The organism is Beijerinckia sp. L45 (assembly GCF_009765775.1).
Taxonomy (GTDB): Bacteria; Pseudomonadota; Alphaproteobacteria; order Rhizobiales; family Beijerinckiaceae; genus RH-AL1.
The window spans coordinates 1-21,215 of record NZ_LMUU01000082.1; the positions used below are offsets into that span (position 1 = coordinate 1).

A 21,215-nucleotide genomic window follows, 5' to 3' on the forward strand; every position below is an offset into this window, starting at 1 on the left:
GCTCTTGAGAAACCCGGCCAACGCCGCCTCGGGCGCACCGACGCGCGGCCCCTTCTTTTCCTCCCGCGTGTCCGGCTGCGCCGCCGGCAGGCCGGCGACATGGAGCGCCAAACGCCGCGGCGTCGAGAAGGCAGCGGCGCCCTCGTAGAGCAGGCCCTTGGCGACGAGCGCGTCGGTGACGAGGCGCTTCAAGTCGGCCGCCGCCTGCGTCTGCATGCGGGCGGGAATTTCTTCGGAGAACAGTTCGAGGAGGAGGTCGGGCATAGGGGTCCTTGTGTGTGCGGACCGTTTAGCGCGATCGGAGGAGCGTGTCTCTAGCTGCAGGCGCGCTCTTGTTGGGATACACCATCAGGCCGCAGATGCTTCAGAAGCCTAGCAAGGGTTTGATCTTGGCGCGGACTTCCGCAAGAACCTGCGGAGATACGAGGCCTTTGTGCGCCGCCTTGCGGGCGCGCCAATCCAGACTTCTCACCTGGTCCGCGAGGACGGCGCTCGGCGGATCTTGGCTGACCACGACTTCGAAGACATAGCCTTTCAGGCGCGACGTCATCGGGCAACAGATCATCATGCCGCGAAGGGCGTTGTATTTGGCAGGGGTAAGCACGAGCGCGGGCCGGTGCCCGGCCTGCTCGCGACCGGCTTGCGGGTTGAACTCGAGCCAGACGACATCGCCCGCATCAGGAACGTACGCTGCACTCACCACACTTCTGAGCCGACCGGTGGTCCAAACTCGATCTCGTCCTGGAATGTGTCGGGCGTCATCCGCGCCAAAAGTTCGTCAAGACCATAGGTTGGAGCCGCCACCGGCTCGATGATGATCCGGCCGCCCTCTTCCCTGACATCGACGGCCTGATCGATGCTCAACGCCGCCGCTGCCATGATGGATGTGGGGATCCGGACGGAGGCGCTGTTGCCCCACTTCTTGACGCGCACCTGCATTTTCCACCTAAACGTATCAACGTTGTCGATACGTTGGGCGCTATTCAGACAGACGTCAATGCTGGCGGCGACAAAGGAGCACTTCGAGCTATGCGGACAGCATCACCCCCGCGCCGCCTGCCTCCGTCTTCAGCCACGCCGCGCCACACGCCTTCGCCAGTTCGCGCACGCGCAAGATATAGCTTTGGCGCTCAGTCACCGAGATCACGCCGCGGGCGTCAAGCAGGTTGAAGGCGTGGGACGCCTTGATGCACTGGTCGTAGGCCGGCAGCACCAGCAGCGCGCGCTGGCCGGCATCGCCTTTTTCCAGCAGGTCGCGACACTCACCTTCGGCATCGGCGAAGTGGCGGAACAGTTTTTCGACGTTGGCGGCCTCGAAATTATGCCTCGAATATTCCTGCTCGGCCTGTTTGAACACGTCGCCGTAGGTGATGCGGGCGTCGCCATCGAGGCCGTTGAAATTGAGGTCGTAGATCGAGTCGACGCGCTGCACGTACATGGCAAGGCGCTCGAGGCCGTAGGTCAGCTCGCCCGAGACCGGCGCGCATTCGATGCCGGCGACCTGCTGAAAATAGGTGAACTGCGAAACTTCCATGCCGTCGCACCAGCACTCCCAGCCCAGTCCCCAGGCGCCGAGCGTCGGGCTCTCCCAGTCGTCCTCGACGAAGCGGATGTCGTGCAGAGCGACGTCGATGCCGATGGCGGCCAGCGAGCGCAGGTAGAGGTCCTGCAGGTCCGGCGGCGAGGGCTTCAGGATCGCCTGGTACTGGTAATAGTGCTGCAGACGATTGGGGTTCTCGCCGTAGCGCCCGTCCTTGGGCCGGCGGCAGGCCTGGACATAGGCGGCGCGCCACGGTTTTGGGCCGAGCGAGCGCAGCGTCGTGGCGGGGTGAAACGTGCCGGCGCCCATTTCCATGTCGTAGGGTTGCAGGATGACGCAGCCCTGCTCCGCCCAGAATTTTTGCAGGGTGAGGATAAGCCCCTGGAACGAGCGGCGGGGATCGAACGGGTCGGGCGCGGGGGCGCTCATGGCGGATCTCGGCAGAGGAAAGGATGTGGGCGTGTGGGTACTGGGTGGGGCAGCGGGCGTCAAATCGATGGACTGTAGCAGCGTTCGCCGCATTGTCTTTCCGGGGCGCGCCCGAGGCGCGAGCCCGGAACGTAGGAACACGATGCTGAAGTGGCGGACACCATGATGCAGGGCGGAAACACGGTTGTGCTCTCTGTAACCCGGTGTGCCTGGGTTCCGGGCTCGCCTGCGGCGCCCCGGAAAGACAAGCGCGGACATTTCTTCTCAGAGTCGCGCTGCCAAAACCATTTCTCTTCTCTTGAACTCGCCCTGCCGTTGCGCTCCAGTGCGAATAACGTTTTACCAGAGACACAGTCATGACTGAATTGAGCATCGCATCGACCGATGCGGATCGTCCTCGCGCGCGAACGCCGGGGCTGTTTAAGAAGGACGATTGGTGGGCGGTGGCGATCGGGCTCGGCCTCGTCGTCATCGGCTACCTGTCGCTCAGCTTCGGTCCCGGTCTCGCCTGGCTCGCCGTGCTGCCGGCCAAGTGGAGCCATGCCGATCAACTCGCCGCCGACCTGAGCAAGAATGCGCTGCGCTACGTCGCGCAGTTTGCGGTCTGGCTGGTGCTGACGACGACCGCCCTGTCCGCGCTTGGCTACCGGCTGCGCCAGACCGTGCCGGCCTTCGCCTTTCTCTACGTCGTCTCGACGCTCATCATCGTACTCGGCCAGTGGGACCAGGCGGTGCGCTACAACCTCGAGCCACCGCTCGTGGCGCTGGCGGTCGGGCTGATCCTCGCCAACCTCCACGTGCTGCCGCGCGAGCTCGACGCCGGGTTTCGCGTCGAGTTTTACGTCAAGCTGGGCGTGGTGCTGCTCGGCGCGACGCTACCGCTGACCCTGATCGTCTGGGCCGGCCCGATCGCCTTCCTGCAGGCCTCCATCGTGTCGCTGGTGACGTTCGGCGTGATCTTCTTCACCGGGCGCGCGCTCGGCATCGATCCGCGGTTTGCCGCGACGCTGGGCGTCGGCGGCGCCGTCTGCGGCGTCTCCGCGGCCATCGCGATCGCCGCCGCCGTCGGCGCGCGCAAGCAGGACGCCGCGGTGGTGATCTCCATAGTCATCTTCTGGGCGATCGTGATGCTCTTCGTCATCCCGTTCGGCGCCCAGGCGCTCCACTTGCCGGCCGGGATCGGCGGCGCGTGGATCGGCACCTCGGAATTCGCCGACGCGGCGGGCTTTGCCGCGGCGCAGGCCTATGGCGAGATCGCGGCGAAGGTGCCGGGCGCCGCGGCCAATGCCAGCGACCAGGCGGTCGCCGCCTTCACGCTGATGAAGGTGATCGGCCGCGACATCTGGATCGGCATCTGGGCGATCGTGCTGTCCGTCATCGCGACCACCTACTGGTCGCAGGACGGCATCACCAACCGCCCGCAGGCGCGCGAGATCTGGACGCGGTTTCCGAAATTCGTCATCGGGTTTCTGCTGACCTCGGCCTTCGTCACCTTCGTCGCCTACCAGGTCGGCCATGCCGACTTCAGCAAGGTGACGACGCCGGCCCTCGTCACGCCGATCAAGAACCTGCGGATCTGGGCCTTCACCTTCGGATTCTTGAGTATCGGCCTGACCACGCGGGTGCGCGACCTCGCCGGCGTCGGGTTCAAGCCGGTCCTCGCCTTCAGCACGGGCGTGGTGGTCAACGTCGTGCTCGGGCTGGTCTTGTCCGTGCTTGTGTTCGGCGCCTATTGGGAGAAGCTCAGCCCATGAGCGGCGATGCGCGTTGCGGCGTCTGCCGGCATTTTCAACCTGACGGGCAGAGTGCGGAGCGCGCCCTGCCCGGCTTGGCGACGCTGAGTTCGGGCCACGGGGCGAGCCGGGCTGATGACGGGTTGTGCGTGAAACACGACCGGTTTTTGCGAGCGTCGGCGAGTTGTGGGGCTTTTTCTGTTAGAAGCACGGACGCGGCACATTAAGAGAGACCATTGGTTGTAGAACTGTCTCCGTGCTAGATTTGGCTCCATTCCAGGTGAGCCATGCATAATTACATCGCCCTCATCCATAAGGACGAAACGTCAGATTACGGCGTCTCGTTTCCGGATCTTCCAGGCTGCATCACGGCAGGACGCACCGTGGAAGAAGCGCGCGCATTTGCCAAAGAGGCTTTAGCGCTGCATCTCGCCAGGCTGGCCGAGGATGGCGAGCCCGTCCTGAAACCATCATCGCTTCACCGCATCAGGGAAGACGGCGCCAACCATGGAGCGCTCGCGGTCTTATCTTGACGCACCCGGTAAAACCCTCTACCCACCATCGCTTCTCAACGGGTTCGCCCGTTCGAGTACGCACCCGTGGCCAGTCGCTTCGCGCGATGAGCCTGTCGGCTTCTCCCGGACTTTCGAGTTCTTTCGAACTCTCAAGATTGTGGGGTCAAGCAAAGGAGGGCGCGTTCCTCTGCCACCCAGCCGGCAGATGACGCGAGATTGATGGCGGTGCGGCCTTTTGAGGCCTGCGCTTTCGCCAACGGTGTCCTGTTGCCGGCGCATTTTCGAGGACACGCGATGACCAAGCGCGCCGAATCCAAGTATAAACTCGACCGTCGTATGGGCCAGAACATCTGGGGCCGCCCGAAGAGCCCCGTGAACCGCCGCGACTACGGCCCCGGCCAGCACGGCCAGCGCCGCAAGGGCAAGCTTTCCGACTTCGGCACCCAGCTGAAAGCCAAGCAGAAGCTCAAGGGCTACTACGGCAACATCTCGGAAAAGCAGTTCCGCATGTATTACGCGGAAGCCATCCGGATGAAGGGCGATTCCGGCGACAACCTGATCGGCCTGCTTGAGCGCCGCCTCGACGCCGTCGTCTATCGCTCGAAGTTCGTCGCCACCGTCTTCGCCGCACGCCAGTTCGTGAACCACGGCCACGTCAAGGTGAACGGCCGCCGCGTCAACATCGCCTCCTTCCTGGTGAAGGTCGGCGACGTCGTCGAGGTCAAGGACTCGTCGCGTGAACTGGCCTTCGTGATGGAGGCGATCTCGCTATCCGAGCGCGACGTGCCGGACTATTACGAGACCGACCACGGCAAGATGACCACCAAGATGACCCGCGTGCCGCTTCCCTCCGACGTGCCCTACCCCGTCGTGATGGAACCGAACCTCGTGATCGAGTTCTACTCGCGCTAAGACGCGCGCGTCGTAGCGAAGACACATCAAGGCGGTGCCATTGGCGCCGCCTTTTTTGTTACGCGCCTGCGCCTCTATCAAGGCACCCTCGACCCGCCTATAAGGGTTACCCTTATATGCGCTGGTGATAGACAAGCAGCGGCCAACGAGCTTCGATTGGCACGACAAGAACGAAGCCGACCATGTCGCTCGTCATGGCATTTCTTTCGCCATTGCGAGTGCGGTGTTTCTTGACCCGCGGCGGATCGAAACTGAAGACCGCCGCAAGGACTATGGCGAGCGTCGCTGGAACACCGTTGGCCTCGTGGACGGCGTCTGCATCAACGTCACGTTCGCAATGGTAGCAGAGACCGCCCGGATCATCTCCGCGCGGCCGGCTCACCGCAAGGAGAGGAGACGCTATGGCTCGTAAGACCCTTGCCGAGCTCGCGGCAAATCCACCAACGTTTTCCACGGAAGAGCGGGCACGTCTCGCGGCGATGACAGACGATGCTATCGACCAACAGGCCGATCTGGATCCTATCAATCCGACCATGACGGACGAAGCGCTCGATCGCGCCGTCTTTGCGCGTGCCGTTCGCGAAGCTCGCGAACAGGTCGGACTGACGCAGCCTGTTTTTGCCGAACGCTACCACATCAGTCTCAGCCGCCTGCGCGACTGGGAGCGCGGACGCTATAAACCGGACTCAGTTGCTACCGCTTACATCAAGACGATCCGCCACAACCCCCTCGCCGTGGAGCGCGCGCTCAAGATCGACGATTAAGCACTTCCCGCCGCTCCAAAGGTTCAACGCCTTGGGCTAAAGCGTCCGCATGAAACTGGCGAAGCGCATCAGGCCTTCGGGCCAGGGCCCGTGGCCGCTCTCGTCGTTGAGGTGGCCGGATTCGCCGGCATCGACCAGTTCGACATGCCAGCTCTTGGCCAGCGCTTCGCTGTCGGCGTAGGCGGCGTAGGAATCGTCGCGGCTGGCGATCAGGACGGCCGGAAACGGCAGCGGATCGAGCGGCACGTCGGTGAACGCCTTGTCGATTTCCGGAATCGACAGCATCACCGCCTGCGACGGCGGTGCGACGAGGAAGGCGCCGACCACACGCTCCGCGATCTGCGCCGCGGCATGGCCGACGGTGATGACGCCGAGACTATGGGCCACCAGCACCACCGGCCGCTGCGCCGCCTTGACGGCGTCGATCAGGGCGGCGGTCCAGGCCTCCAGGTTCGGATTGTGCCAATCCGCCTGAATCACCCGTTTCGCCGTGGGCAGCTTGCTCTCCCAACGGCTGTACCAATGAACGTCCGTGCCGCCGCTGAGGCCGGGCACGATGATGATGTCAGCTTCCGATGTTCGCATGGCGCAGGGAATAGCAGGCGCGCGGCGCGCGGAAAATACGCGGGAGACATTTTCTCTCTCGCGCCCGCAAGCCACGCTCTTTGTTCTGCGCGGTCATCCTGCGCCCTGCCTAAAACCCTTCCAGCACGATCTTGCCCCGCGAGGCACCGCTTTCCAGCAGCACATGGGCGCGTTTCAAGTTATTGGCGTTGATCGTGCCGAACGTTTCCGCGAGCGTCGTGCGCAAAATGCCGTCATCGACGAGCTTGGACGCTTCCGCCAGCAGCTCGTGCTGCGCGATCATGTCCGCCGTCTTGAACATCGAGCGGGTGAACATCAGCTCCCAATGGAGCGAGATCGACTTGGCCTTCAACACCTTGACGTCGAGCGTCGCGGGATCGTCGATCAGGCAGAAGCGGCCCTGCGGCGCGATGAGCTCGGCGATGCCGGCCATGTGCTGGTCCGTCTGCGTCGTCGAGAACACGAAGGACGGCTGGCCGATCCCGAGCGCCGCGATCTGCGCCGGCATCGGCAGGGTGTGGTCGATGACGTGATGCGCGCCGAGGCCATGCACCCAGTCCCGCGACTCCGGCCGCGAGGCGGTGGCGATGACGGTGACGTCGGTGAGCCGCCGCCCCAGCTGGATCGCGATGGACCCGACGCCGCCGGCGCCACCGATGATCAGCAGCACCGGCGCGATCCCCTTGAGCGGGCGGCGGATATCGATGCGATCGAACAGCGCCTCCCATGCGGTGATCGTGGTAAGCGGCAGCGCGGCCGCCTCGGCAAAACTCAGCGTCTTGGGTTTGGGCCCGACGATGCGCTCGTCGACCAGATGAAATTCGGCATTGGTGCCCGGGCGGTTGAGATCGCCGGCATAAAACACCTCGTCGCCGATCTTGAACAAGCTGACGTCCGGCCCGCAGGCCACCACCACGCCGGAAGCGTCATAGCCCAGCACCTTCCGCATCCCGGCCTCGGGCTGGAAGCGGGTGCGCACCTTGGTGTCGACGGGATTGACCGAGATCGCCTTGACCGCGACGAGCAGGTCGTGGCCTGCCGCCATCGGTTGCGGCAGCTCGAAGTCGATGAGCGACGCGTCAGCGGCGATCGGGCCTGGCGTTTCGAATCCGACGGCTTTCATGGAAGCTCCTGATAGGTGTGCGATTGCCGGGGGTTATGGCACCGGTGCCGGGGCTTGGCCACCTGGGGATCCAGACGCCGCGATGCAATTGGCGCCTCGTCCAGGACGGTGTAATCTAGCTCTAAAGGACATACTGATGAATGCCGCCACGCTCAGCATCGAGTTGCCCTCGGACCTCGTTCAGTTGGTCCGCAGCCATGTCGAGAGTGGCGCTTACGCGTCCGACAGCGCGGTGATACGCGATGCTCTGCACCTTCTGCAGCAGCGGGACCAGGAAAGGGCCGAACGCCTGGCATTGGTGCGCGGTCAGATCGCCGAGGCCGCCGAAAGCGCCGACCGGCTTACCAACGACCAGATCGGCCGCCATTTCGACGCCCGGCTCGCGGCGGCAGAGGCCAAACGCGCGTCGTGAGGCGAGCGCTCGTCTACACGCCGCAAGCGCGTGACGATCTCGATGGCATCTTCGACTTCATCGCCGTAACCAATCCGCGACGAGCACGAACCTACATCGATGAAATCCGGGCGGCCTGTTCGACACTTTGCGACACACCGATGATTGGCACGGAACGGCCCGATCTGCGGGCGGGCCTGCGTGTCTTGCCGCTGTGGCGGCGCATCGTCATCGCTTACGAACTGCCGCCCGATCGCGTGGACATTCTGAGAATATTTGCGAGAGGTCGGAACTACGATGCCATTCTTGGAGGCTGACGCGCTGGTCGCACTGGGCCGTGTTGATGACCAGGGACGGATGCGCTGACCGAGCTCGGGTTTTCTCCCTTCGACGCTGCGGCGATCATCGTCGTGCTGGCGGCGGTGTTCAGCTACCTCAATGCGCGCTTCATCAAGCTGCCGCAGACCATCGGCCTGACCATTCTCGGCGCCATCCTCTCCGCGCTCGTCATCGCGGTCGGCCGGATGTTTCCGCAGCTCGGCCTGATCCATGCGGCGCAGCGTTTTGTCGACGGGCTGGACTTCCGCACCACCCTGCTCGACGGCATGCTGTCGTTCCTGCTGTTTGCCGGCGCCTTCCAGATCGACCTTGCGGCGATGCGCGGGGGGCGCTGGGCCATTCTGGTCCTGTCGAGCGTCGGCACGGTCCTGTCGACGGTGATCGTGGGGTTTGCCTTCAAACTTCTGCTGTCGTTCACCGGCCCCGACCTGCCGCTGATCTGGTGTTTTGTGTTCGGCGCCCTGATCAGCCCGACCGACCCCGTCGCAGTCATCGCAATCTTGCGAAAGGCCGTGATGCCACCGACCATCCAGGCGACGGTGGCGGCGGAGAGCCTGTTCAACGACGGCGTCGGCGTGGTGGTGTTTTCCATCGTGTTCGCCGCCGCCAGCGGTGCCGCCGATCTCACGCTGGGCAAGGCGGCGGGCCTGTTCGCGCTGGAAGCCGGCGGCGGGATCGTGTTCGGCCTCGGCATCGGCGCTCTCGCCTTCTACGCGCTGCGCGGAATCGACGACTACGTCGTGGAAGTGCTGATCACCTTGGCGGCGGTGATGGGCGGCTATGCCGTCGCGCAGGCGGCCGGCGTCAGCGGCCCGGTGGCGATGGCGGTCGCAGGGCTGATCCTCGGTAACCACGGCCTGCGCCACGCGCTCCATGACGCCACCAAGGAGCATGTGATAAAATTCTGGGAGTTGATCGACGAGATCTTGAACGCCGTGCTGTTCCTGCTGGTCGGCCTCGAGGCCATCACTGTGTGGACCGACACGCGGATCATGCTGGTCGCCCTGGCTGCGATCCCAATCGTGCTGCTGGCGCGGCTTGTCTCGGTGGCCCTGCCGCTCGCGCTGCTGCACCCGTTCGAGAGCCTCGGCCGCGGCGCGCTGCCGATCCTCTGGTGGGGCGGTCTGCGCGGCGGGATCTCGATCGCGCTGGCGCTGTCGATCCCGGCCGGGCCGGGGCAGCCGCTGCTTTTGGCCGCGACCTACGCCGTGGTGTTATTCTCCGTGCTTGTGCAGGGCGCGACGATCGGGCGGGTTGCGGGGCGGTATCGGGTGGGGTGAGGGGCGACAGCCCAGCGAACATTTAATTCGGGCAAAAAGTCTGCTAAAAGGCACCATGAAGATCACATCTTTTAGTGAATTTCAGCGCGACCTCGACGGCACGATCGATAGCGTCATCGCCGATCACCAGCCGGTCGTGATCACTCGCGACCGCGGCAGGCCGGCTGCCGTGCTGATGTCGCTCGAAGACTTCGCGTCTTATGAAGAGACGCGGTATCTGCTGCGCAGCCCCGCCAATGCCGAGCACCTCCTCGAGTCCATTGCCGAACTCGAAGCCGGCCAAGGCGTCGAGACGTCGTTGATCGAGTGAAGCTGATCTTCAGCGAGCGGGCTTGGACGGACTACCTGTATTGGCAGGCGACCGATCGCAAGATGCTCATGCGGATCAACGATCTGATCAAGGACTGCATGCGCTCGCCGTTCGCCGGTATCGGCAAACCGGAACCGTTGCGCGGTCCCTTGGCCGGCTGGTGGTCGCGGCGGATCAACCAGGAGCATCGTCTCGTCTACCGCGCGATTGAAGATGGACTTCTGATCGCGCAGTGCCGGTACCATTATTGATCGGACATGTTCGCGGCCATCAATAGCCCTCATGGTGAGGAGCGCCGCAGGCGCGTCTCGAACCACGAGGGCGGTCCGCGGCGGTGCGATCTAGAGCCCTCGTGGTTCGAGACGCCATCTTCGATGGCTCCTCACCATGAGGGGATAGAAGCCGCCCCTACCCCCCAAAAACCCGCGCAAAGATCGCGTCGACATTCTTGAGGTGATACCCGAGGTCGAATAGGTCCTCCAGCTCGGCGTCGCTCAGCGCCTTCGACACGTCGGGGTCGGCCTTGAGTAGCGGCAAAAACTCGCCCTCGCCGCGCCACACCGGCATCGCGTTGCGCTGGACCAGCGCGTAGGCGTCCTCGCGACTGACGCCCTTCTGGGTCAGGGCGAGCAGCACGCGCTGCGAATGCACCAACCCACCGAGCCGGTCCAAGTTCTTCTGCATGGTTTTGGGATAAACCAGCAGCTTGTCGATGACGCTGGTCATCCGCGCCAGCGCGAAGTCGAGCGTCACCGTGGCGTCGGGGCCGATCATCCGCTCGACGGAGGAATGCGAGATATCGCGCTCGTGCCACAGCGCGACGTTCTCCATCGCCGGCACCGCCATGCCGCGCACCAGGCGGGCGAGGCCGGTGACGTTTTCCGTCAGCACCGGATTGCGCTTGTGTGGCATCGCCGACGAGCCCTTTTGGCCCTCGGAAAAGAACTCTTCGGCCTCCAGCACCTCGGTGCGCTGCAGGTGGCGCACCTCGATGGCAAGGCGCTCGAGGCACGAGGCGACGACGCCGAGCGTGGCGAAGAACATCGCATGGCGGTCGCGCGGAATGATCTGCGTCGACACCGGCTCCGGCACCAGCCCGAGTTTTTCCGCGACATGCGCCTCGACCCGCGGATCGATGTTGGCGTAGGTGCCGACGGCCCCGGAAATCGCGCAGGTCGCGATTTCTTTCCGCGCCGCCACCAGCCGCTCACGGCAGCGGGCGAACTCGGCATGGGCCTGCGCCAGTTTGAGACCGAACGTCACCGGCTCGGCATGGATGCCGTGCGAGCGGCCGATCGTGGGCGTGAACTTGTGCTCATAGGCGCGCTTCTTCAGCGCCGCCAGCAGCGCGTCGACGTCGGCAATGAGAATGTCGGACGCGCGGGCCAGCTGCACCGCGAGGCACGTATCGAGCACGTCGGACGACGTCATGCCCTGGTGCACGAAGCGCGCATCCGGGCCGATGAACTCGGCGAGGTGGGTGAGGAAGGCGATGACGTCGTGCTTGGTGACGCGCTCGATCTCGTCGATGCGGTCGACGTCGAAGGTGACGTGGCCGGCCTTGTCCCAGATCGCCTTGGCGGATTCCTTCGGGATCACACCGATTTCGGCGAGCGCGTCGCAGGCGTAGGCCTCGATCTCGAACCAGATGCGGAAGCGCGTCTGCGGCTCCCAGACCGCGACCATGGCGGGGCGGGAATAGCGGGGGATCATTTTTTCGGACCTTCTCGTTGAGTCAGGGCATCGGTTCGCACGCAAAAGTCTGCAACTTTTGCGTCCGACGCCCTAAATGAGTTCGCCGCGCGCCAGCAGCGCGGCATGGCGGATGGCGTCGATGTTCGTCTTGTAACCGTCGGGGCCGTCGCGGAACACCGCGCTGCCGGCCACCAACCGGGTGGCGCCGGCTTCCGCCACCGCGCCCGCCGTGGTCGCATCGACACCGCCGTCGACCTCGATGGCGATGGCGCGCCCCAGCGTCGCGTCGCGCACCGCGCGGATCTTGTCGATCGCGGCGTGCAAAAACTTTTGGCCGCCGAAGCCGGGGTTGACGCTCATCACCAGCACGATGTCGATGGCGTCGAGCACATAGGAAATCGCGTCGACCGGCGTCGCCGGGTTGAGCGCCACGCCGGCCTTGCAGCCAAGCGCCCGGATCGCCTGCAGCGTGCGGTGCAGGTGCGGCCCCGCCTCGGCGTGGACGATGATCGACTGCGCCCCCGCCTCGGCGAAAGCCTGCAAATAGGCATCCACCGGCGCGATCATCAGGTGCACGTCGAACGGCACGTCGGTATGCGAGCGCAGCGCCTTGATGACGTCCGGCCCGAACGAGATGTTCGGCACGAAATGCCCATCCATCACGTCGAGATGCAGCGCGTCCGCCCCCGCGGCGACGATCGCCCGCACCTCCTCGCCGAGGCGCGAAAAATCGGCGGAGAGGACGGAGGGGAGGATGGTGATCGGCATGACGGGGCTCGCGGCTGAAGGCAGGCGGGTAGCATGGCTGCGCGCCCTGAGTCCAACGGCGCCGTCATTGCGAGCCGCAGGCGAAGCAACCCAGGGGCCGCTGCGCGAGATGGCTGTTTGGGCCCCTGGGTTGCTTCGCTCCGCTCGCAAAGACGACGCCCCCTTGACTTTTTCGCGCCTGCGCGTACGGTAGCCCTACCGCATCGATCCTGTCAACCCGCAGGCGCCGCGGCCCGAAAATCGGCCATGCGCGCGTCGGCGTTCGCCCACCTCGCAACTGAGATTGTCGGCTCCCGCCGACACCGCGGCGCCGGATTGTTGGCGCACGCCGACGCCGCGGCCGGGTCGGTGATCGCACAGCGCATGGGAGGCAAAAAACGCCATGCTCGTCACGCACACGTTCGATCTGGCGCTCGCCGCGCGCGGCCGCCGCAAGCAGCTCAAGCTGCGCCAGGCCGAGGTGGCGCAAGCCGCGCAGGTCGGCCGCGAATGGCTTGTCGATTTCGCACACGGCAAGCCGACCCTCGAACACGCCAAGGTTTTGCGCGTGCTGAGTACCCTCGGGGTCCAGGTTCCCATCGAGATGGGCCGCTCGCCGGACTGGACCCTGCCCCTAACCGCCGCCGCCATCACCCGCCGCGCCCGCGTCGCCGCGATGCGCCCGAAGACGCGGGTGCTGAAGGACCGCGCCGACGTCACGCCGCCGGCGGATTGGCCGGGGCGGGAGATGGGGTGAGGGGGCAAACTATCAAGAGGCTTGCGATCCAGCGGACGACAGCGTTTGTCGCCCAACGTCAGGGCACAGCGCGCCATCGATCTCTTGATTTCCAAAACTTGCGCTCTGATCCGGCTGTCAGCGGCGCGCAGCCCGCTCCGCGGCGCGCCTCCGGCGCGTCCTTGACAGCCGGATCAGAGCGGAAAAGGCTGCTCAAGAAGCAATGGCGTTTTTGTATGGCCTCGCACGAATGATCAGATTTACCGCGGTGATGCACCTACCCCGGATTTACTATACGGTGGCTTGCTGCTTAGAATAATTCAGGGTGCTAAATTCCCTTCTTCATCAATCCAGAATTTTCTGCGGCCGGGTCCCTGCTGCTTTATCGACGCTATCGTACTAAATACTTGAACGTATAGCGGGCTTACCTTGCTAATCGCGCCCTTGACGCTGATCAGAGGCGCGGCGTGACAATCCTTTTTCCTGCAAGCGATGTGGTATTGTCGCAAATATTCCCAGAAATGGCTTTCGTAATTGTCGCGAAGCGCCATGGCCGCAACAGTTTTGAAATCGAACCTGCTGCTGTCAACGCGGCGCAACACCCAGAGAAATGTTTGTGCACGGAGCCGAATTCCCATTCTAAGTCCGACAAGATATAAGACACGGGTGGAATCGGCCCAAGGTGGTTCGATGACAAAGCTGGCTTGAACGCAGCCAAGCGCCCAATATATCTGGCCCGCCGTGGTGCGGCATTCATCGAAATCAGCAAGCCAAGCATTAAGATTTTCTTCTCGAAAGCGACTTGCGGTCCGACCCGCCGCATAACGAATGAGCCTTTCGGACAAGCTTGGCATGGCATCCAGAATTAAGCCACCTGCGAGCCCGACCACAATTGTGCCGAGAGTTGCGGCAATCAAATTGCCCATTGTAGGCCTCCGATCGTCCGAAGCTGAGAAAGAAGTTCGCTCGCTTCTCGGCGTCCCTCTCCGGTCAGTTTGTAGAACCGCTTCCTTGGGCGTTTCTCCAGGCTGGGCTCTATCGCTTCCCATTCACTATCCAGCCAGCCCTGCGCTTCAAATCGGAGAAGCATTGGATAGAGTGTACCCGCGCCGACCTTTGTCAATTTGAACAAGTCGCTCCCCGCGAGGGGTATTGATGGATCTGAGAGGAATGCCGCCAGCACTCGAAGACTTTTATCAGATAGTCGCATTATGACCACCTATATCGATTCTCGATATAGGTAGGAGTATCCTGTTTTAAAGGCAAGGGTCATGGATGATTTAGACGCTGTTACGGTGGCGCGCAGCAAGCGCTGAGATCATCGAAGAGCGCATGGCATTGGACAAGCGGCGCGCGTAGGCAGGTCGGGTTGTTTATGTTTCACTTGATGCAGATCTGGCGGGCACTCGGCGCTCTTGCCACCACACGCCGACGCTATTATGTTCCTATTTTGTTCTGGGATCACAGGTATGAGAAACGGCCTCAAGACGGCGCTCTTTGTTTCGGCATTTTCTCCAGCTCTCATAAGCGTTGGAGCAGCGAGGCTATGGGCACATGGGCTCAGCTGGGATGCAATCTACTATATACTAGCAGGCTTATTTGGAAGTTTGTCGGTAGTCTATATTATGGCCTCTCTAAAATGGCTCGGCGAGTCGTTCCCGTTCCAGGCCAAAAAAATTGAGGCTAACGACGGATTGCTATTTGGTGTGGTTGGTACATATATTGCCCCTTTCTTTGGCAAGGCGTCGGACATTACGCTAGGTGTTGTTGTTATTTTATTTTTGATAGCTTTTCTGGTTTCGTACTTGGTGGGATCAATACTTCCAAGCCCATTGATGCGCCTTCTCAGTTTTCGATTTTACAAAGCAGAGTCGTCAAACGGCGTTGTTTATACCTTAATTACAAATCGAGAGCTACTTGACCCGGGCAGCGTAAAGATTGTTAAGAAAATTTCGAGTTCTATGCTATTGGAGATTGTATGATCGATGATGAACTTATTTGCACTTACGAACAATTCGTCGCGTAGAATTGTACGCGTTCCCCTTTCGAACGATATTCAAGGCGACGTAGAGGCTTTATTTAAAAGCCAAGAGTCTGATTTTGATTTACGCGCTCAAGAAAAAGTAGTTTTTGATGGGAAATACAGGCCTGACGACGGTGAATGCTTAGTAATTAACGACTTTGATGACATTGATAACTTACAATACGCTGTTGACAATCCTCTTAGTGTGCCTGAAATACGACCAAGTCCGGTCGAATTTGAAAGCATAAAAGCACTCTTTTCTGGCGATTCTACAAGTGCTGACAAATCTGTCTTAATACAAAGCTTCGATAAGCGAAAGATTTTATCCAACAAAGGATTGTCTATATTTCACTCTTCGAATGTTTATAAAAAAGTCGACGGCTTAGGACTTACGCTTGACAACCGGCTTTCCGCAGTACTATCCAACGGAACACTGGCGTTCTTTAGTTTTTACTCAGTTCGTCAAATGTTTGATCTTAGTCAATATTATAAGGAAGCGACCGACGAAGACCTCAATGAGTTCGCCGCAAATAAAAAGATCCAGATAAATGACCTTGGTAATTTTGTAGGTGTATCTGATACCTAGATTCGCCGGAAGGTCGCGTTAGTGATGCAGAGCGAAATTCTGGATAAGATAGACGTAGAAGAAACCAAAAAGACAGCCTTACTTTTTAACATAACAATTGACACAGCTATTGTGGATGAGAAAGTGGTTATCATCCTTCCAGCAAACAAGTCCGACCTAAAGAAGATTCTACGTTTTCTCGATGAGGACTACTATCAATCTATTCTCCTCAGCAAGCCATTTTTGTCCAACTCGAAAAAACCCGCTTAAAAATGAGGATTGAATGAGAGGCTTTCATAGGGGAGACCCCGCCGCCCCCACCCCAAACGGCGCATTCAGCCGCACGATCGTCCAGTTGAGGAACGCGGCAAACGCCACCCAGGCGAGGTACGGGGCGAGCAGCCAGCCGGCGAGCGGCGTGAGGCCGGCGGTGCCGACGATCAGCGCGAGGATCGAGAGCCAGAGAAACGGCACCTCGATCAGCGCCCAATCCGGGCGCTTGAAATTGAAGAACAGCGGGCTCCACAGCATGTGGAAGACGATGTTGAACCCGTAGAGCACACCGATGCGCCAGTGCGTGGCGGCGTCGGGTGCGGCGCGCCAGGCCAGCACGCCGGCCCAGGCGGCGAGGCCGAGGATCAGGGTCCAGGCCGGGCCGAACAGCCAGTTCGGCGGGTTCCAGCTGGGCTTGCGCAAGGCGGCGTACCACGGCCCGACCTCGGTCATGGCGCCGCCGACGCCGAGCACGGCGATGGTGATGACGGCGGCGATGATGATGTCCATGGGCGCGCTCCAGCAGAGGGTTTTCCATAGCGCAAGTTGCTGCAGGTGCCCATGGCAGAGCGTCAAAGCATGAGCGCGTTTTGCGCTCAGAAAGCCTTAAAGGGCACGGCGGCAGGACAACCCAACCGGATTTTTCTGTCAATGATCTGCGACCGGCGGAGCCGGCGCGGGCTTACGCCCGCGTCATTGACAGAAAAATCCGGTTGGGTTCGGGTTAGCCGTTCCATTCAAGGCCGGCTCCGCCGATGGTCGGCGTGCCTCTCTTCGGCATCCCTCCCCGCGTCATTCCGGACGGCGCGGAGCGGCGATCCGGAACCGGTATTCCCCGATCACCCCGCACCATCCGCGCACCCCGGTTCCGGGTTCACGCCTGCGGCGCGCCCCGGAATGACGGCCGCTCCTCAATGGTGCCAGAACGCCATCTGCGCGAGCGTCAGCAGAATCTCCGTCACGATCAGCACGACCACCGTGGTCTCCAGCCGCGTGGCGCGGTCGGCGTCGATGATGTCGGTGAGGGCGCGCGCGGTCTCGGCGATGACGTCGAGCTTGCGCTTCAGCGTCTCCGCCCGCTCCTTCAGCTCGTACTCGTCCTCGAGGCGGGCGTAGAGCCGCTCGAGGTCCGGGCGGTCCCACAGCACGTCGGGTTTTTCTTCCACCGCGACGCGGCCGGAGACGCGGTGCTGCACCAGCAGCGTCTGCCCGATCAGCTTGAGCATCGAGCGCCGCCTGCCGGGCGGGCGGCCGCTCTCGAACAGCTTTGCGGCAAACGGCTCGATGACGTCGAACACCGCGTTGACCTCGCGCTCGTCGCGCCCCAACGACACGGTTTTGGCCAGCGCATCGGAGACGACCAGGAGGCGGGCATGGGAGAGATCGCGCAGCGCGATGATGCCGCCGGGCGGGATCTTGTCCTCGTGCTCGGGCGAAATATCGAGCTGCGCACTCTCGTCGTCGACATGGGCGTGCGGGCCGGAGACCCGCAGCTTGACCTGGGCGAGGACCTCTTCTTCCTCGAGCGGCGAGAGGCCGACCATCACCGCCACGCCGAAGCGGTAGAGGGCGACGAACCCCGCCGCGCCGGCGCGGAAGGCCAGCGGGTTGGACGAGATCATGTCCGAGCGCTCGAGGCCGGCCGCGTCGATGCGATCGCCCAGCAGCAGCGCACGCGCCGTCATGCGTCGCAGAGCTTGCGGCTCGACGAGCTGCAGCGGGGAGTTGAGGTCGCCGGTGGTCATGATGGGCTTGGTCTACCCCCGAAACGGCCGAAAGTCACGGGGCACTATCCTCCTCCTCGCAGAGGGGGAGGGGGACCATGCGCAGCATGGTGGAGGGGGCTTGGTTCTCGATCATTCACGACGCCCGGCCCCCTCCACCGCCTTCGGCGGTCCCCCTCCCCCGCGCTTTGCGCTGGGGAGGATTTTCCGAATGATTTGATCGCCGCCAGCAAAAGCGTCACAGTCCGGTCGATGAAAATTCTTGCGATCGACACGGCGCTGCCGGCAGTTTCCGCCTGCGTCCTCACCGAAGGCGACACCACTCCGGAGGCGGAAGAGACGCTGGCGATGGAGCGCGGCCATGCCGAGGCGCTGCTGCCGCTGATCGAGCGGGTGATGGCCAAGGTCGAGGGCGGATTTTCCGCGCTCGGCCGCGTCGCCGTCACCGTCGGGCCCGGCTCCTTCACGGGACTGCGGGTGGGAATCGCCGCCGCGCGCGCCATCGCGCTGGCCTGGGAGCTGCCGGCTGTCGGGGTGTCGACGCTCGCGGCCCTGGCCGCGCCGCTGATCCTCGAGGACAAGCCCGAGACCATCGTGGTGGCCATCGACGCCCGGCACGGCCACGTCTATTTCGCCGCCTTCCACGGCGACGGCCGCCTGCTCTCGGCGCCACGGTTTTCCGACGCCCGCGAGGCGGTGGCCGCGCTCGGCGAGGGCCCGTTGCGGCTTGCCGGCTCCGGCGCGCCGATGATCGCCATCGAGGCTTGGTCGCACGGGCTCGCGGCGGAGATCGTCGGCGACCGCATCGCGCCCGACATCGCCTTCGTCGCCCGCCTCGGCCTGCTCGCCGATCCGGCCCACGCGCCGCCGCGCCCGCTCTACCTCAAGGCGCCGGACGCCAAGCCGCTCGCCGTCGCCCCGCTGACCGCGCCGGAGCCCCAGCCGGAATCGGCCGCAGAAGAGCCGGCGGCATAAAGATGTTCGGTTTGTTTGCGAAAACCTTCGCCCCGCAGATCCGCCGCCTCGGCGTGGACGATGGCGCGGCTTGCGCGGCGCTGCATGCCAGCGCCTTCGCCTTCCCCTGGCCGCAGGGCGACATCGAGACGCTGCTGCTCGAGCGCACGACGGTCGCCGACGGCGCCTTCGGCTCGAAGACCGACGACCTGCAGGGCTTTATTCTGTGCCGTCTCGCCGCCGACGAAGCGGAAATCCTGACCATCGCGGTCGCCCCGCGCAAGCGGCGGAAGGGCCTGGCCGGCCGGCTGATGACCGCCAGCATCGCGCGGCTGTCGACGCTTGGCGCGAAAAGCCTGTTCCTCGAGGTCGAGGCGGAAAACACCGCCGCCCGCGCGCTCTACAAGCGCTTCGGCTTCGCGACGGTGGGCGAACGCAAGTCGTACTACCGCAAGGCCGACGGGACACCGGCGCTGGCCTATATCTTACGGCGCACAATCGTTTAGACGTCTTCCAAAGAACCTATCCTGTATCTGCGGAATCAAGCTATTAGGGGGCTCTGGCCCTGTTTCGAATGGCGACGCGATCCGGTTATGTCAAAGAATGCAACTACGGCCGTCTGGATCGTCGTCATCGTCGCGGCCGGCCTCTGGAGCTACCTGAACCAGCGCGCCAGTCTGTCGGTCCGTTTCCTGCCCGGAGCGGCCTTCATCCTGGCGGGGATGCTGCTGACGGATGCGATGGAGGTCCGGCGCACGGGAATCGCCGCGATGCGCCACCAATCCGACATCCGCCGCGATGCCGATGCGGCGGCATTCCGGACGCAGCTGCGCGTGCAATATGCCACCACGGCGATCATCCTGGGCATCGGCGTGGCGGTCCAGATCGCCATCATGTTTTCCTAGGCGCGCTGGGTCGCGGCGAACAAACTCGGAAATTAAGCGCCCCGCCCTGTTCTCATCGCGATGAAAAGGTCCTAAATTGCTGGGTGGAGCCCTGTGGGCGCGGCGGAGCCTGGTGTCAGCACATTCTATGACGGACCTGATCGAACGGGCAGAACCGCTCGAAGACGATCGCGCGCGCGGCGGCCACCTGCCCGCGCCAGAGACGGCGAGCCTGCCCGCCACGCCTGATCGCCTCCAAGATCGCCGCAAGGTCTTCATAAAATCCTACGGCTGCCAGATGAACGTCTATGACGCGCAGCGGATGACCGACCTGCTGGCGCCGGAAGGGTTCGACGAGACGCCGGCCATCGAGGACGCCGATCTCGTCATCCTCAACACCTGCCATATCCGCGAGCGCGCCTCGGAGAAGGTGTTTTCCGAACTCGGCAAGATCCGCGAGCTGAAGGCCGAGCGCCGCGCCGCCGGGCATGCCACCCAGGTGGTCGTCGCCGGCTGCGTCGCCCAGGCCGAGGGCGGTGAAATCCTCAAGCGCGAGAAAGCCGTCGACCTCGTCGTCGGCCCGCAGAGCTACCACCGCCTGCCCGACCTCATCGCGCGCGCGACGCCGTTCAATCGGCTGATCGACACGGAATTCGCCCTCGACGGCAAATTCGCCGGCCTGCCCGCCGCGACGAAAAGCCAAACCCAGGCCAGAGGTTACACCGCGTTCCTCACGATCCAGGAAGGCTGCGACAAGTTCTGCACCTTCTGCGTCGTCCCCTACACGCGGGGCGCCGAACTGTCTCGCCCGGTGGCGCAGATCGTCCGCGAGGCCGAAGGCCTGGCGGCGGCCGGCGTGCGCGAGCTCACCCTGCTCGGCCAGAACGTCAACGGCTACCACGGGCTCGACGAGGCAGGCGGCGTCACGCCGCTCGCGGCCCTCTGCACCCGGCTCGCGGCGATCCCGGGCATCGTCCGCATCCGCTACATGACGAGCCATCCCAACGACATGAGCGGCGATCTCTACGCCGCGCACAAGGATCTGCCGGCGCTGATGCCGTTCCTGCATCTGCCGGTGCAGTCGGGATCCGACCGCATCCTGAAGGCGATGAACCGCAAGCACACCGCGGCGGAATACCTGGATATCGTTGCCGCGGCGCGGACGGCGCGCCCGGACATCGCGCTGTCGTCGGACTTCATCATCGGCTTTCCCGGCGAGACGGAAGACGATTTCGCGGCGACCCTCGACCTCATCCGCGCCGTCGGCTTCGCCAGCACCTATTCGTTCAAATACTCGCCGCGCCCCGGCACGCCGGGCGCCGACCTGCCCGACCAGGTCGACGACGCCGTGATGAAAACCCGCCTGATCCGGCTCCAGGTCCTGGCCGAAGAGCAGCGCCAGGCCTTCAACCGCAGCCTCGTCGGCCAGACCGTCGACGTGCTGTTCGAAAAGCGCGGTCGCCACCCCGGCCAGATCGCCGGCAAATCGCCCTATCTCCAGCCGGTCCAAATCGACGGGCCGGATTCGCTGCTCGGCACGGTCGCCGCGGTGACCATCGTCGACACCAGCACCAACTCCCTGTTCGGCGTGCTCGCCGAACGTTTCCCCGCGAGGTCTAGGGCTTGAGATCACCCAACCGTCCTGTCGTGCCGCAAGCCTTCGTCTCCAGCCAAGGCTCGGTGGCCCTCGGCC

General features: G+C 63.4%; 28 protein-coding genes and 1 pseudogene. 17 read left to right on the top strand and 12 right to left on the bottom strand.

What is annotated here, in order from left to right:
• The 4 genes from GSQ79_RS08625 to GSQ79_RS08640 all read right to left on the bottom strand — a co-directional run.
• Positions 1-264 (bottom strand): glycine--tRNA ligase subunit beta (locus tag GSQ79_RS08625; RefSeq protein ID WP_158808313.1); only part of this gene is annotated, 264 nt, incomplete at its 3' end.
• 100 nt (positions 265-364) lie between these two features.
• Positions 365-700, bottom strand: a complete 336-nt coding sequence (gene mazF, locus GSQ79_RS08630; protein ID WP_158808314.1) for an endoribonuclease MazF — start codon at positions 698-700, stop codon at positions 365-367.
• Positions 697-939, bottom strand: coding sequence for an AbrB/MazE/SpoVT family DNA-binding domain-containing protein (locus GSQ79_RS08635; RefSeq protein ID WP_158808315.1), 243 nt, complete (start codon positions 937-939; stop codon positions 697-699). Before GSQ79_RS08635 ends, mazF begins: the two co-directional genes overlap by 4 nt.
• A gap of 88 nt (positions 940-1,027) precedes the next feature.
• Complete coding sequence (locus GSQ79_RS08640; RefSeq protein ID WP_158808316.1) at positions 1,028-1,969, bottom strand: glycine--tRNA ligase subunit alpha; 942 nt, start codon at positions 1,967-1,969, stop codon at positions 1,028-1,030.
• Positions 1,970-2,325: 356 nt separating this feature from the next.
• On the opposite strand from GSQ79_RS08640, the gene GSQ79_RS08645 reads away from it, so the two are divergent.
• The 5 genes and pseudogenes from GSQ79_RS08645 (at position 2,326) to GSQ79_RS08665 (ending at position 5,893) form a co-directional block, all read left to right on the top strand.
• A complete protein-coding gene (locus GSQ79_RS08645; RefSeq protein ID WP_158808317.1) occupies positions 2,326-3,723 on the top strand; it encodes a YeiH family protein in 1,398 nt (465 codons plus the stop codon).
• Positions 3,724-3,989: 266 nt separating this feature from the next.
• A pseudogene (locus tag GSQ79_RS08650) lies at positions 3,990-4,229 on the top strand (type II toxin-antitoxin system HicB family antitoxin); the annotation flags it as partial.
• A 282-nt stretch (positions 4,230-4,511) separates the two neighbouring features.
• A complete protein-coding gene (gene rpsD, locus GSQ79_RS08655) occupies positions 4,512-5,129 on the top strand; it encodes a 30S ribosomal protein S4 (protein WP_158808319.1) in 618 nt (205 codons plus the stop codon).
• 124 nt (positions 5,130-5,253) lie between these two features.
• Entirely contained in the window at positions 5,254-5,541 is a 288-nt protein-coding gene (locus tag GSQ79_RS08660; protein ID WP_246725205.1) for a BrnT family toxin, read from the top strand.
• Positions 5,531-5,893: a DNA-binding transcriptional regulator gene (locus GSQ79_RS08665; protein ID WP_158808320.1), complete on the top strand. Its 363-nt coding sequence runs from the start codon at positions 5,531-5,533 to the stop codon at positions 5,891-5,893. The genes GSQ79_RS08660 and GSQ79_RS08665 overlap by 11 nt, the downstream gene beginning before the upstream one ends.
• 36 nt (positions 5,894-5,929) lie before the next feature.
• Here GSQ79_RS08665 and GSQ79_RS08670 read toward each other — a convergent pair whose 3' ends face one another.
• On the bottom strand, positions 5,930-6,478 hold the full coding sequence (locus GSQ79_RS08670) for an alpha/beta hydrolase (RefSeq protein WP_158808321.1): 549 nt from the start codon (positions 6,476-6,478) through the stop codon (positions 5,930-5,932).
• Positions 6,479-6,587: 109 nt separating this feature from the next.
• Positions 6,588-7,601, bottom strand: coding sequence for a zinc-binding alcohol dehydrogenase family protein (locus GSQ79_RS08675; RefSeq protein ID WP_158808322.1), 1,014 nt, complete (start codon positions 7,599-7,601; stop codon positions 6,588-6,590).
• Between the two features lie 136 nt (positions 7,602-7,737).
• On the opposite strand from GSQ79_RS08675, the gene GSQ79_RS08680 reads away from it, so the two are divergent.
• The 5 genes from GSQ79_RS08680 (at position 7,738) to GSQ79_RS08700 (ending at position 10,172) form a co-directional block, all read left to right on the top strand.
• A complete protein-coding gene (locus tag GSQ79_RS08680; protein ID WP_158808323.1) occupies positions 7,738-8,013 on the top strand; it encodes a type II toxin-antitoxin system ParD family antitoxin in 276 nt (91 codons plus the stop codon).
• Positions 8,010-8,309 (top strand): type II toxin-antitoxin system RelE/ParE family toxin, encoded by a 300-nt coding sequence (locus tag GSQ79_RS08685; RefSeq protein WP_158808324.1) that lies wholly within the window; start codon positions 8,010-8,012, stop codon positions 8,307-8,309. Before GSQ79_RS08680 ends, GSQ79_RS08685 begins: the two co-directional genes overlap by 4 nt.
• Positions 8,310-8,402: 93 nt before the next feature.
• Complete coding sequence (locus GSQ79_RS08690; protein ID WP_246725206.1) at positions 8,403-9,611, top strand: sodium:proton antiporter; 1,209 nt, start codon at positions 8,403-8,405, stop codon at positions 9,609-9,611.
• A 55-nt stretch (positions 9,612-9,666) separates the two neighbouring features.
• Entirely contained in the window at positions 9,667-9,921 is a 255-nt protein-coding gene (locus GSQ79_RS08695; protein WP_158808325.1) for a type II toxin-antitoxin system Phd/YefM family antitoxin, read from the top strand.
• Positions 9,918-10,172 carry a Txe/YoeB family addiction module toxin gene (locus GSQ79_RS08700; RefSeq protein ID WP_158808326.1) on the top strand — a complete coding sequence of 85 codons (255 nt, stop codon included), beginning with the start codon at positions 9,918-9,920 and terminating at the stop codon, positions 10,170-10,172. Before GSQ79_RS08695 ends, GSQ79_RS08700 begins: the two co-directional genes overlap by 4 nt.
• 157 nt (positions 10,173-10,329) lie before the next feature.
• Here the strand turns inward: GSQ79_RS08700 and purB are convergent, their stop codons facing one another.
• Together purB and rpe are read right to left on the bottom strand one after the other, a co-directional pair.
• Entirely contained in the window at positions 10,330-11,634 is a 1,305-nt protein-coding gene (gene purB, locus GSQ79_RS08705) for an adenylosuccinate lyase (protein ID WP_158808327.1), read from the bottom strand.
• A gap of 72 nt (positions 11,635-11,706) precedes the next feature.
• Positions 11,707-12,384 (bottom strand): ribulose-phosphate 3-epimerase, encoded by a 678-nt coding sequence (gene rpe, locus GSQ79_RS08710; RefSeq protein WP_158808328.1) that lies wholly within the window; start codon positions 12,382-12,384, stop codon positions 11,707-11,709.
• Positions 12,385-12,766: 382 nt separating this feature from the next.
• Here rpe and GSQ79_RS28935 point away from each other — a divergent pair, with 382 nt between their 5' ends.
• Positions 12,767-13,120, top strand: a complete 354-nt coding sequence (locus tag GSQ79_RS28935) for a helix-turn-helix transcriptional regulator (RefSeq protein WP_210253040.1) — start codon at positions 12,767-12,769, stop codon at positions 13,118-13,120.
• Between the two features lie 299 nt (positions 13,121-13,419).
• Here the strand turns inward: GSQ79_RS28935 and GSQ79_RS08720 are convergent, their stop codons facing one another.
• Positions 13,420-14,025 carry a hypothetical protein gene (locus GSQ79_RS08720; RefSeq protein WP_158808329.1) on the bottom strand — a complete coding sequence of 202 codons (606 nt, stop codon included), beginning with the start codon at positions 14,023-14,025 and terminating at the stop codon, positions 13,420-13,422.
• Positions 14,013-14,309 carry a PadR family transcriptional regulator gene (locus tag GSQ79_RS30290; RefSeq protein ID WP_368669931.1) on the bottom strand — a complete coding sequence of 99 codons (297 nt, stop codon included), beginning with the start codon at positions 14,307-14,309 and terminating at the stop codon, positions 14,013-14,015. The genes GSQ79_RS08720 and GSQ79_RS30290 overlap by 13 nt, the downstream gene beginning before the upstream one ends.
• Positions 14,310-14,568: 259 nt before the next feature.
• Between GSQ79_RS30290 and GSQ79_RS08730 the strand changes: the two genes are divergently transcribed.
• Positions 14,569-15,081, top strand: coding sequence for a hypothetical protein (locus tag GSQ79_RS08730; RefSeq protein ID WP_158808331.1), 513 nt, complete (start codon positions 14,569-14,571; stop codon positions 15,079-15,081).
• 3 nt (positions 15,082-15,084) lie between these two features.
• Positions 15,085-15,708 (top strand): hypothetical protein, encoded by a 624-nt coding sequence (locus GSQ79_RS08735; protein ID WP_210253041.1) that lies wholly within the window; start codon positions 15,085-15,087, stop codon positions 15,706-15,708.
• A gap of 273 nt (positions 15,709-15,981) precedes the next feature.
• Here the strand turns inward: GSQ79_RS08735 and GSQ79_RS08740 are convergent, their stop codons facing one another.
• Both GSQ79_RS08740 and GSQ79_RS08745 read right to left on the bottom strand, forming a co-directional pair.
• On the bottom strand, positions 15,982-16,470 hold the full coding sequence (locus GSQ79_RS08740; protein WP_158808332.1) for a TspO/MBR family protein: 489 nt from the start codon (positions 16,468-16,470) through the stop codon (positions 15,982-15,984).
• A gap of 401 nt (positions 16,471-16,871) precedes the next feature.
• Complete coding sequence (locus GSQ79_RS08745; protein ID WP_158808333.1) at positions 16,872-17,705, bottom strand: RMD1 family protein; 834 nt, start codon at positions 17,703-17,705, stop codon at positions 16,872-16,874.
• Positions 17,706-17,936: 231 nt separating this feature from the next.
• On the opposite strand from GSQ79_RS08745, the gene tsaB reads away from it, so the two are divergent.
• The 4 genes from tsaB to miaB all read left to right on the top strand — a co-directional run bounded on the left by tsaB (position 17,937) and on the right by miaB (position 21,149).
• Positions 17,937-18,659 (top strand): tRNA (adenosine(37)-N6)-threonylcarbamoyltransferase complex dimerization subunit type 1 TsaB, encoded by a 723-nt coding sequence (tsaB, locus tag GSQ79_RS08750; protein ID WP_158808334.1) that lies wholly within the window; start codon positions 17,937-17,939, stop codon positions 18,657-18,659.
• Positions 18,660-18,670: 11 nt separating this feature from the next.
• Complete coding sequence (gene rimI, locus GSQ79_RS08755; protein WP_246725207.1) at positions 18,671-19,144, top strand: ribosomal protein S18-alanine N-acetyltransferase; 474 nt, start codon at positions 18,671-18,673, stop codon at positions 19,142-19,144.
• Positions 19,145-19,231: 87 nt separating this feature from the next.
• Complete coding sequence (locus GSQ79_RS08760; protein WP_158808336.1) at positions 19,232-19,543, top strand: hypothetical protein; 312 nt, start codon at positions 19,232-19,234, stop codon at positions 19,541-19,543.
• A gap of 112 nt (positions 19,544-19,655) precedes the next feature.
• Positions 19,656-21,149 (top strand): tRNA (N6-isopentenyl adenosine(37)-C2)-methylthiotransferase MiaB, encoded by a 1,494-nt coding sequence (gene miaB / locus GSQ79_RS08765; protein WP_256379007.1) that lies wholly within the window; start codon positions 19,656-19,658, stop codon positions 21,147-21,149.
• Positions 21,150-21,215: the final 66 nt, after the last annotated feature.